This is a genomic window from Lacisediminimonas sp., assembly GCF_030645335.1.
GTDB lineage: Bacteria > Pseudomonadota > Gammaproteobacteria > Burkholderiales > Burkholderiaceae_D > Lacisediminimonas.
Genome location: NZ_JAUSNH010000231.1, coordinates 1 through 10,138, shown reverse-complemented (window position 1 = coordinate 10,138; position 10,138 = coordinate 1). Strand labels below are relative to the sequence as shown.

The 10,138-nt window shown below is 61.6% G+C and carries 12 protein-coding genes, 1 tRNA gene and 1 pseudogene; 8 read left to right on the top strand and 6 right to left on the bottom strand.

Annotated elements, in window-relative coordinates; all coding sequences use genetic code 11:
• From Q7T64_RS15810 to Q7T64_RS15795, 4 genes and pseudogenes are all read right to left on the bottom strand, one after another.
• Nucleotides 1-711 (bottom strand): annotated as a pseudogene (locus Q7T64_RS15810) (HD domain-containing protein); the annotation flags it as partial.
• A 45-nt stretch (nucleotides 712-756) separates the two neighbouring features.
• Nucleotides 757-960, bottom strand: coding sequence for a DNA-directed RNA polymerase subunit omega (gene rpoZ, locus Q7T64_RS15805; protein WP_304797677.1), 204 nt, complete (start codon nucleotides 958-960; stop codon nucleotides 757-759).
• Between the two features lie 22 nt (nucleotides 961-982).
• Nucleotides 983-1,642 (bottom strand): guanylate kinase, encoded by a 660-nt coding sequence (gene gmk / locus Q7T64_RS15800; RefSeq protein ID WP_304797675.1) that lies wholly within the window; start codon nucleotides 1,640-1,642, stop codon nucleotides 983-985.
• Nucleotides 1,643-1,655: 13 nt separating this feature from the next.
• Nucleotides 1,656-2,531 carry a YicC/YloC family endoribonuclease gene (locus Q7T64_RS15795; protein ID WP_304797673.1) on the bottom strand — a complete coding sequence of 292 codons (876 nt, stop codon included), beginning with the start codon at nucleotides 2,529-2,531 and terminating at the stop codon, nucleotides 1,656-1,658.
• A 173-nt stretch (nucleotides 2,532-2,704) separates the two neighbouring features.
• On the opposite strand from Q7T64_RS15795, the gene Q7T64_RS15790 reads away from it, so the two are divergent.
• The 6 genes from Q7T64_RS15790 to Q7T64_RS15765 all read left to right on the top strand — a co-directional run bounded on the left by Q7T64_RS15790 (nucleotide 2,705) and on the right by Q7T64_RS15765 (nucleotide 7,440).
• Complete coding sequence (locus Q7T64_RS15790; RefSeq protein ID WP_304797672.1) at nucleotides 2,705-3,721, top strand: serine/threonine-protein kinase; 1,017 nt, start codon at nucleotides 2,705-2,707, stop codon at nucleotides 3,719-3,721.
• Nucleotides 3,722-3,736: 15 nt separating this feature from the next.
• Nucleotides 3,737-4,660 carry a PP2C family serine/threonine-protein phosphatase gene (locus Q7T64_RS15785; protein WP_304797670.1) on the top strand — a complete coding sequence of 308 codons (924 nt, stop codon included), beginning with the start codon at nucleotides 3,737-3,739 and terminating at the stop codon, nucleotides 4,658-4,660.
• A gap of 6 nt (nucleotides 4,661-4,666) precedes the next feature.
• A complete protein-coding gene (gene rph / locus Q7T64_RS15780; RefSeq protein WP_304797668.1) occupies nucleotides 4,667-5,395 on the top strand; it encodes a ribonuclease PH in 729 nt (242 codons plus the stop codon).
• Nucleotide 5,396: 1 nt separating this feature from the next.
• Entirely contained in the window at nucleotides 5,397-5,981 is a 585-nt protein-coding gene (rdgB, locus tag Q7T64_RS15775) for an RdgB/HAM1 family non-canonical purine NTP pyrophosphatase (protein WP_304797666.1), read from the top strand.
• Nucleotides 5,978-7,204 (top strand): radical SAM family heme chaperone HemW, encoded by a 1,227-nt coding sequence (hemW, locus tag Q7T64_RS15770; RefSeq protein WP_304797664.1) that lies wholly within the window; start codon nucleotides 5,978-5,980, stop codon nucleotides 7,202-7,204. The genes rdgB and hemW overlap by 4 nt, the downstream gene beginning before the upstream one ends.
• Nucleotides 7,205-7,352: 148 nt before the next feature.
• Nucleotides 7,353-7,440, top strand: a tRNA-Ser gene (locus Q7T64_RS15765).
• A 53-nt stretch (nucleotides 7,441-7,493) separates the two neighbouring features.
• On the opposite strand, the gene Q7T64_RS15760 is transcribed toward Q7T64_RS15765, so the two are convergent.
• Nucleotides 7,494-8,393 carry a nucleotidyltransferase gene (locus Q7T64_RS15760; RefSeq protein WP_304797661.1) on the bottom strand — a complete coding sequence of 300 codons (900 nt, stop codon included), beginning with the start codon at nucleotides 8,391-8,393 and terminating at the stop codon, nucleotides 7,494-7,496.
• A gap of 149 nt (nucleotides 8,394-8,542) precedes the next feature.
• Between Q7T64_RS15760 and Q7T64_RS15755 the strand changes: the two genes are divergently transcribed.
• On the top strand, nucleotides 8,543-9,298 hold the full coding sequence (locus tag Q7T64_RS15755) for a metallophosphoesterase (protein ID WP_304797659.1): 756 nt from the start codon (nucleotides 8,543-8,545) through the stop codon (nucleotides 9,296-9,298).
• A gap of 60 nt (nucleotides 9,299-9,358) precedes the next feature.
• Here the strand turns inward: Q7T64_RS15755 and hpf are convergent, their stop codons facing one another.
• The gene (gene hpf / locus Q7T64_RS15750; protein WP_304797657.1) at nucleotides 9,359-9,691 is read right to left on the bottom strand and encodes a ribosome hibernation-promoting factor, HPF/YfiA family; all 333 of its coding nucleotides are present in this window, start codon (nucleotides 9,689-9,691) and stop codon (nucleotides 9,359-9,361) included.
• A gap of 210 nt (nucleotides 9,692-9,901) precedes the next feature.
• Between hpf and Q7T64_RS15745 the strand changes: the two genes are divergently transcribed.
• Nucleotides 9,902-10,078 (top strand): hypothetical protein, encoded by a 177-nt coding sequence (locus Q7T64_RS15745; RefSeq protein ID WP_304797655.1) that lies wholly within the window; start codon nucleotides 9,902-9,904, stop codon nucleotides 10,076-10,078.
• The last annotated feature ends 60 nt before the right edge of the window (nucleotides 10,079-10,138 follow it).

The window sequence follows — 10,138 nt, the reverse complement described above, 5'->3', positions numbered from 1 at the left end:
CTTGCCCAGCGTGCGGTAGCGCAGCGGATACAGGAGGGCAAACGCCAGGTCCTGCAGTTCGCGGTACAGCGTATTGAGTCCGAGCCGGTGGGCAATGGGCACGTAGACATCCATCGTCTCGCGCGCAATTCGGCGCTACTTGTCGCTGGACAAGGCTTCCAGCGTGCGCATGTAATGCAGCCGGTCGGCCAGTTTGATCAGGATCACGCGTACGTCGCGCGCCATCGCCAGCAGCATCTTGCGGAAATTCTCCGCCTGCATTTCGATCTGGCTCTGGAATTCGAGCTGTTCGAGCTTGGACAGTCCGTCAACCAGGCTGGCGACCGGGGCGCCGAAGCGCTCGATGAGCTCATCCTTGCGCACGTCCTGGTCTTCCATTACGTCATGCAGCAGCGCCGCCATGATGGCCTGGCCGTCCAGCTTCCAGTCGGCGCAGATTTCGGCGACGGCAATCGGGTGCGAGATGTAGGGTTCGCCCGACTTGCGCATCTGTCCGAGATGCATTTCGTCGGAGAAGCGATACGCTTCCTTGACCTTCTTCATGTCCGCTGCCGACAGGTAGTCCGACAGCTTGCTGATCAGGGTAGTGACGGATGCCACGCCGGGAGGCGGTGCGGCTTCGGCAGGAGGGGAGTTGCTGGCGCGCCGATCAGCGCCGCGCCGACGTGCGGGGGGCGTTGCCAAAAGGGAATCTGCAGGCGTCAAACTCATATGATCGACAGACCAGCCCCATCACGTAATCGTTCGAAAAGAAATTTAGAGAGGTACTTTTTTCAACATCTCGATACCGACATGGCCGGCGGCGATTTCGCGCAGGGCCAGCACGGTTGCCTTGTCCTTGGCGTCGACTTTAGGAGTATGACCTTGCAACAACTGACGGGCGCGATAGGTTGCGCACAGGGTCAGCTGGAAACGGTTGGTAATGTGGTCGAGACAATCTTCAATCGTGATACGGGCCAATTTTCACTCCAGTGAATCGAATCTAGGTTTGGTTTGCATGTATGCCGAGAACTGCGAACAACGAGGCATTGCGCGAGGACTGCTGCGGGAACCGGCAACGAGTTGCTTTTACGATGGCGACCAGCTCCGACAAAGCGGTCGCAAACTCTTGATTGATAATAACATAGTCGAACTCCGGGGCATGCGCCATCTCGCCCCCGGCCGCCAGTAGTCTGCGCGTGATCACATGCTGGTCATCCTTGCCGCGCTTGCGCAGGCGCTCTTCGAGCGCCGCAATGGACGGCGGCAGGATGAACACGCCGACCGCCGCCGGAAACTGCTTGCGCACCTGTTGCGCGCCTTGCCAGTCGATTTCGAGCAGCACGTCGGTGCCGGCCTGCATCTGGTCGGCGATCTGCACGCGGGACGTGCCGTAATAATTCCCGTGGACTTCCGCCGACTCCAGGAATTCACCGGCATTGCGGCGCTCGGTGAATTCTTCCACTGTAATGAAAAAGTATTCGCGGCCGTGCTCTTCGCCCGGGCGCGGCGAGCGCGTCGTGTAGGAGATCGACAGCCTGATGCCCGGCTCATGTTCAAGCAGGGCGTTGACCAGCGTGGACTTGCCGGCGCCCGATGGTGCGGCAACCACGAACAGGCTGCCGGAAGGCCCCGGCGTCAACGGCATCTGTTGGCTTGTCATCTGCGTCTTTCGTCTATTCCAGGTTTTGAACTTGTTCCCGCATCTGCTCGATCAAAAGCTTGAGCGCCATCGCGGCTTCGGACAATTCTTTCAGTGCCGCCTTGGAGCCCAGCGTGTTGGCTTCGCGATTGAGCTCCTGCATCATGAAATCAAGACGCTTGCCGGTCTGGCCGCCTTTGGCCAGGATGGCGCGGGTTTCAGCCAGGTGCGCTGCCAGCCGGTTCAGTTCTTCGGCCACGTCCATGCGCACTGCGTACAGCGTAACTTCCTGGCGCACGCGCTCCATCGCTTCGTCGCGCAGCGTTCCCTGGGTCGACATTGACAGCGCTTCCTGCATGCGCTCGGTCGCTTTCTGCTGGAACTGCGCGATTGCCTGCGGCATCAGCGGCGTAATGCGGGCCACGATTTTTTCCATGTCGTCGACGCGCGACAGCAGCATGGCTTGCAGCGCAGCGCCTTCGCGCTTGCGCGACTCGATGAAGTCGCGCATCACGCCGGCCAGCAGCGCGTTGAGTTCAGCCTGCAGGCTGTCCTGTGTCGCGTGCGCTTCTTCGATCACGCCAGGCCAGCGCAGCAGGTCGGAAACCGACAGCGCAGCGGCATCGGGAAACGACTTGCGAAGCTCGGCCTGCATGCCGGCGATGGTGGCAAGCAAGGTCGAATTCAGTGCCTGGCTGCTGCCGGCAGTCTTGCGGCCAAAGCTGACGCGGCACTCGACCTTGCCGCGCGCCACGCCCTGCATGATGGATTCACGCAACGCCGGCTCAAAGGATCGCAGGTCGTCGTTGATACGGAATTGGATATCCAGGAAGCGCGAGTTGACGCTTTTGAGCTCAATGGTGAGAGTGCCGTGCTCGCTGTCGCGGCTCGCCACGGCGTATCCAGTCATGCTGCAGATTGTCAAATTGAGTCCTCGGTTTCTTCTTTACAAATCAAAGGGCGTCCGACAGAATCCATCCACCACGAGCCTCAGTGGTCAAGCGCGCCAGTGGCGCCGCTGCACCATGGCAATACCCACTTGGCAGGCCGACAAGACAGCGCAACAGGAAAGCTCAAGGAATTATGGCAGCGCAAACCAATGCTCCACTGCCGGACGGTCTGGACATAGCCGGATACCGCATTGTAAAGAAGATTGCATCGGGCGGGTTCAGTATCGTCTACCTCGCCAATGACGAGGATGGCAATGCCGTGGCGATCAAGGAATACCTGCCCAGTTCGCTTGCCTTGCGCCAACCCGGCGAACTCGCGCCGGTGATTGCACCCGAGAACTTGCCGGTATTTCGTATCGGACTCAAGTGTTTCTTCGAAGAAGGGCGCGCACTGGCCCGGATCAGCCATCCGAATGTCGTGAGCGTGATGAATTTTTTCCGTGCCCACGAAACGGTGTACATGGTGATGGCCTACGAGTCGGGCCGTTCGCTGCAGGACCACATCCTGCGCCGGCGTGACAAGGGCGACAAGCCGTTGGTGTCCGAGCGTTTCATCCGCAAGATGTTCGGGCAAGTGATGAATGGACTGCGTGAAGTCCACGCCAACAAGCTGTTGCACCTGGACATCAAGCCGGCCAACATTTACCTGCGCATGGATGGCACGCCGATCTTGTTGGACTTTGGCGCATCCCGCCAGACCTTGCGTGAAGACAGTCCCAAGCTTTACCCGATGTACACCCCCGGATTCGCCGCCCCCGAGCTGTACCAGAAAAATGGCAGCCTCGGTCCGTGGACCGATATTTACAGCATCGGCGCGTCGATGTTCGCCTGCATGGTCGGGGCGCCACCGCAGGCGGCGGATCAACGCAAGGTCAACGACCGCATGGATGCCCATTTCGAGAAGCTCAACGAGTTCTACTCGCCAGCGCTGATCGAGGTCATCCGCTGGACCTTGATGATGGACCCGCTGGCTCGTCCGCAAAGCGTGTTTGCCCTGCAAAAGGCATTGCAGCACGAGGAGGCCGTGCCGGTCATTGTGGAGAGCCTGGGCGTGCGCCTGCTCGATACGATCCGCTCCGCACTCAGGCTGCCGCCACGACAGCCGACATCGAACGCGCCGGCCACGACCAACCAGGATAATTCGCGCTAGCAGCGACAGGACCACATGCGATTTTCGATTTACCAGGAAAGCCACACAGGCGGACGCCAGAACAACCAGGATCGGATGGGGTACTGCTTTACCCGCGACTCCCTTTTGCTGTTGATGGCCGATGGGATGGGCGGGCACATCATGGGAGAAGTCGCTGCCGGTATCGCGCTAAAGACAATCGGCGCGATGTTCCAGGAGCTGGCCAAGGACAGCTTGCCCGATCCGGAAGCCTTCCTGGAGCAAGGCATCCTGGCCGCCCATCGCGAAATCCATCGTTACCGGGCCCTGAAAAACCTGCCTGAAACGCCGCGCACCACGATGGTTGCGTGCGTCGTGCAGAAAGGGCAGGCGATATGGGCGCACTGCGGCGATTCGCGCCTGTACTGGATGCGCAACGGTGAAATCCTGGCGCGTACAAAGGATCATTCGCGCTTTGAGTTGCTGGTCGCACAAGGTCGCGTGCAGCCCAGCGAGCGCGCAACCCATCCCGAGCGCAACAGGATTTTCAACTGTCTGGGCGCTCCGTCGCAGCCGATGATCGACATCTCGCGCCGCGCCGCGCTGCAACCCGGCGATGTGCTGCTATTGTGTTCCGACGGCCTGTGGTCCACCATCGACGACGCTGAACTGGCGCGCACCTTGCGCGACAATACCGTCATGCGCGCCGTACCCGAACTGGTGCGTGACGCGGCCCGCATCGCGGGCAAAAAAAGCGACAATGTCACCGCGCTGGCCGTAGCCTGGGAAGGCGCCAGCGCCGGCGACCTGCTGACCTCGACCACCATCATGACTGACGGCTTGCCGGTGGGCACCATGACCACGACGATCCCGGTCGATCCTGATGGCGGCGACCCGTTCAGCGACACTGAAATTGAAAAAGCGATCGACGACATTCGCAGCGCGATTGAAAAATCCACGCGCATCACCAACAAGAACTAGGCTCCCATGACTGTTTCCAGGACCAGCGGCCGCGCCGCCGACGCCTTGCGCGCGGTGCGCATCACACGCCACTACACGCGCCATGCCGAAGGATCGGTACTGATCGAATTCGGCGATACCCGCGTACTGTGCACCGCCAGCATCGACGAAAAAGTGCCGCCCTTCCTGAAGGGCCGTGGGCAAGGCTGGATGACGGCTGAATACGGCATGCTGCCGCGCTCTACCCACACCCGAATGGACCGCGAAGCGGCGCGCGGCAAGCAGTCCGGACGGACCCAGGAAATCCAGCGCCTGATCGGCCGCTCGCTGCGCGCAGCGTTTGACCTTGGCGCACTTGGCGAGCGCACGCTGCAGCTCGATTGCGACGTGATCCAGGCCGATGGCGGCACCCGCACCGCCGCCATTACCGGCGCCATGGTAGCCGCCTACGACGCCTGCTCGGGCCTGGTGGCCGCGGGCAAGCTGGCGCAAATCCCGCTGGTCGAATTCGTCGCGGCGGTCTCCGTGGGCGTGGTGGGCGGCGCTGCCTTGCTCGATCTCGACTACCCGGAGGACTCCGGCTGCGACGCTGACATGAACGTCGTGATGACCGGCGCCGGACACTTCGTTGAAGTGCAGGGCACGGCTGAAGGGGCCGCGTTCGACCGCGCCACCATGAACCGGCTGATGGACCTGGCCGCAGGCGGCATCGAGCAACTGATCGGTTTGCAGAAATCTGCGCTGGGCCTGGGCTGACATGTCCAATATCCTGGTGCTGGCGTCGAACAATGCCGGCAAGCTGCGGGAATTCGACCAGTTGTTGCGCCCGCTGGGTTTTGACTTGCGCAATCAGGCCGAATTTGGCGTGACCGAAGCCGAAGAACCCTACGACACCTTTATCGAAAACGCGCTGGCCAAAGCGCGCCATGCCTGCGCCGCCACCGGATTGCCGGCCCTGGCCGACGATTCCGGCATTTGCGCCAACGCGCTCGGCGGCGCGCCCGGCGTGTTGTCGGCGCGCTATGCGGACGAGCCGAAATCCGATGCCCGCAATAACCAGAAATTGATTGAGGACCTGGCGGCCCATGCCGACAAGTCGGCCTATTATTATTGCGTGCTGGTGATGGTGCGCAGCCCGCGCGACCCGCGGCCCATCATTGCCGAAGGGCGCTGGGACGGCCAGGTCGTGGCGAGCCCGCGCGGCAGCGGCGGCTTTGGCTATGACCCGCATTTCCTGTTGCCCGCATTGGGCAAGACGGTGGCCGAACTCGGGCCCGAGGAAAAAAACCGCCTGTCCCATCGCGGACAGGCCTTGCGCACGCTGGTGGAGAAATTGCGATGATTCCGATCAAGCCGGTCGTCGCCGGCCCCGCTGCCATCGGTACGGTGCAAGCCTACCTGCAGCCCGGCGTACTGAACCTGCCGGCGCTGCCGCCGCTATCGTTGTATGTGCATTTTCCGTGGTGCGTGCGGAAATGTCCGTACTGCGATTTCAATTCGCATGAGGCCAGCGGCGCATTTCCCGAGGAACAATATCTGCAAGCCCTGCGCGCAGACCTGGAAGCCGCGTTGCCGCTGATCTGGGGCCGCCGCATCTACACCATCTTCATTGGCGGTGGAACGCCCAGCCTGATGTCCGCTGCCGGACTGGACCGCATGCTGTCGGATATCCGCAGCCTGTTGCCGATCGACGGCGCCGCGGAAATCACGATGGAAGCCAACCCCGGCACCTTCGAGACCGAGAAATTCCGTTCCTATCGCGACAGCGGCGTCAATCGCCTGTCGATCGGCATACAGAGTTTCCATTCAGGGCATTTGCGCGCGCTTGGCCGCATTCACGACGGCGAGCAGGCACGCCGCGCAATCGACATTGCCGCCGGCACGTTCGACAATTTCAACCTCGACCTGATGTTCGCTTTGCCGGGACAAACGCCCGCCGAGTCCAGCGCCGACATCGCCACGGCGCTGGCCTTCGCGCCGCCGCACCTGTCGCTGTACCACCTGACGCTGGAGCCGAACACGGTCTTTGCAAAATTCCCGCCGGCCTTGCCCGATGATGACGCCAGCGCGGAAATGCAGGAACAGATCGAGTCCGATTTGCAGGCGGCCGGTTACGGGCATTACGAAGTATCGGCCTACGCCAGGCCGGGCCGGCGCGCCCGGCACAACCTGAATTACTGGGAATTCGGCGACTACCTCGGTATCGGCGCGGGTGCGCATTCCAAGCTGTCGTTTCCGCACCGGATCGTGCGCCAGGCCCGCTACAAACAGCCGGCTTCATACATGGAGCAGGCGCTGAAGGGCAACGCGATTGCCGACTCCAGCGAAGTCGCGCGGCGCGAACTCGGTTTTGAGTTCATGTTGAATGCGCTGCGCTTGTCGGACGGTTTCGAGGTCAATCTTTTCAGTGAGCGCACCGGTTTGCCGATCAGCGCAGTGGCCGCGCAGCTGGACGAGGCGGAGCGCCGCGGGCTGCTATTGCGCGACCACCAGCGGATTTGCCCGACCGACCTGGGGCAGCGATTCCTGAATGACTTGCAGCAGCTATTCTTGCCGCCTGATTGAGCGGCGGTCGAGCAATAGCTATCCTGGGCGATAGTCGCCATCACCTTTCGCAGCAATATTTTTGCTGCCGGGCGTCTGCGATGGCATAATTGCCCCCTTCGCAAAGTTGCGGGTGCAGTCAGTTTCCACGCGCCCGGAATACTGCGCAGGAAGCGTGGCAGAGTGGTCGATTGCACCGGTCTTGAAAACCGGCAACCCGAAAGGGTTCGTGAGTTCGAATCTCACCGCTTCCGCCAATAAAAACAACAAGCTGGCGTCACTCCCGGTCACCAGTGGGCCGCCGGTTTCATCAGGCCTGTGCGTCGGGTGGCGTCGGGTCGCACCGGGGCGTATCCCCCGGTCCTGCCTGGCCTTGTTCCTTCCGGTGCGTCGTTGCCATCCTTGTGTTGCGTTCCGGTATCGCATCGGTCCATATCCGTGCTTGTTCCCGGGTCATGCTGCCCAGCGGTTCCAGCCTGGCATCCACATAGCCCTGTTCCTCCACATCGACCAGGTATTGTTCGCGCGACAGCAGGGTGCCGCCGCAAACCGCTTGCGGCTGTGGCGGTGTTTGCAGCTCCTGCTGCAGTCGCGCCAATAGCGCATGCATCACCCAATCGGGAATCAGCATGCGTTCTGCCGGGTAGATGAAGCCGAACAGCACCAGGTGGCTCAATAGCACCCGCCAGTGCGGCGCAAAGCGCTGCATCAGCCGCTGCCAGTCGAGCATGCGGGCACAGGCATGCAGCAGATGGGCGACGTCCGCGCCGTCATAGCGCTCGCGTTCAAGGATGAAGGCCTTGGACCAGATATTTTCTTCCACCGGACAAATCCGTACGGGAATGTCGAGCACATCCACTTCCGGCGCATGCGCGAACCAGGCATCGTCTACCTCTGCCACGCCATTGCCGGAGCTGAAAATCAGGTCGATCAGGTCGCCGTTTGCGCGGATCTTGCCCAGCCAGTGCGGAAACGTCAGTTCCGTCTGGTAGCCCGCCGCGGCAAGCGCATCGCTGACGCGACTGAAATCATCGCGGCGGATAAAAATATCCAGATCCTTGGTGTCACGGCGTATGCCCGTGTAACAGTGGAATGCATACGCACCGCCGACCATGTAATCGACGCCGGCGTCATTCAGCGTTTCCAGCACGCTGCGATAGAAGCGGCGGGTCCGTCCCTCGTCGGAGGCATTTTTTGCAAGCGCGCTCATGCTCATGCTGCTGTCTCCCTTTCCGTCCGGCCAGGCCTTCCAGCGCGACCGCGATGCGGGACGATTTCCTATAAGCCGGCAGCAAGACTTGTGCCCATGCCGGTACGATGCTTGCATGACGCAAGCGGGCCCAACAGCGAGGAGGCGTCGTGATCCAGGAACGAGAAGTGCTGCGGCTGGCAGCAGTCGGCGATCTTCACTGCTCTAAAAGCACGACAGGTCAATTGCGCCCCTTGTTCCTGCAGGCGGCAGAGGCGGCCGACGTGCTGCTGCTGTGCGGCGACCTGACCGATTACGGTACGCCCGAAGAAGCGCATCTGCTGGCCGAGGAGCTGGCGCCTGCCCGCATTCCGGTGATTGCCGTGTTGGGTAATCACGACTTTGAATCCGGGCGCCAGGATGATGTGCGCAAGATCCTGTCCGATGCCGGCGTGCATGTCCTCGATGGCGAAGCTTGCGTCATCCATGGGGTAGGGTTTGCCGGCATAAAAGGATTCGCCGGCGGCTTTGGGCGGCGGGCGCTGGGGCCATGGGGAGAGCCGGTGATCAAGCAGTTCGTCAATGAAGCCTTGCAGGAAGCGCTGAAACTGGAGTCGGCGCTGGCCAAGCTGCGCACCACCGAACGGGTGGCGCTGATGCATTACGCGCCGATAGAGGGTACGGTGGTCGGCGAGCCATTGGAAATCTACGCATTCCTGGGCAGCAGCCGGCTGGAGGATCCACTGATCCGTTATCCGGTAACGGCGGTATTCCATGGACATGCGCATCGCGGCGCGCTGGAAGGCAAGACCGTCAATGGCACGCCGGTCCATAACGTTGCCAAGCCTCTGCTCGAACGCAGCTGGCCCGGCCGGCCGCCGTTCAAGCTGGTGGAAATACCGCGTTCGCTGCCGGCCGCGTTATAGCCAGCGGCATCGGGATCGCTGCCTGCCGTGCTGCGGCAGATGCCGCCCGGCATCCGCACATCAGGGTTGCAAATGCTTGGTGGCGATATTGTTGTGATCCTTGATCTTGTCCTTGTGCCGCGCCACTTGTCGATCCAGCTTTTCCACCACGGAGTCGAGCGCCGCGTACAGGTCTTGCGCGTAGCTCTCCGCATGCAGCGTGTCGCCTTTCACCCGTACGTTGACTTCCGCCCGCTGGCGCTTGTCCTTGTCGGCGTTTTCCTCCAGCGTCAGGACCACTTCGATTTCCATCACCTGGTCGAAATGTCGCGTTATTCGCTGCACCTTCTCTTCGACAAATTGCCGGATTGCAGGGGTGAGATCGAGATGGTGTCCGGTGATCAGCAAGTTCATGAAACCATCCTTAAAGTAGGTATGAGCGGGCCGGCTTGAAGTTGGTTCATCGGACGACACACGGCACTGCTGCGGCATGGTTTGCCCGCGTTGCCGGTCCGGATCGCCTGACAAAAAAAGGCGAGGTCGAAGCCTCGCCTTCAGTTGCTGCCTGATATTTCAGCTTATCGGGAAGTCCCGGTCGCGCCCGAACTGCCTGCCGGCTCCGGCATGCTGGACGATGATCCACTGGTAGCGCCGCTTGATCCCGACGTTCCAGGACTGGTGCTCATCGAACCTGACGAAGGGCTTGACGAAGAACTGGACGATGGTTCGGTCGACGGACTGGACGATGGGACAGTAGACGAGCCTGACGAAGCGCCGCCCATCGTGCCGGAGCCAGATTGACTGCCCCCTGTGCTGCCGACCGCGCCGCTACCCATCGAACTGCTACCGGCCGCTCCGCTG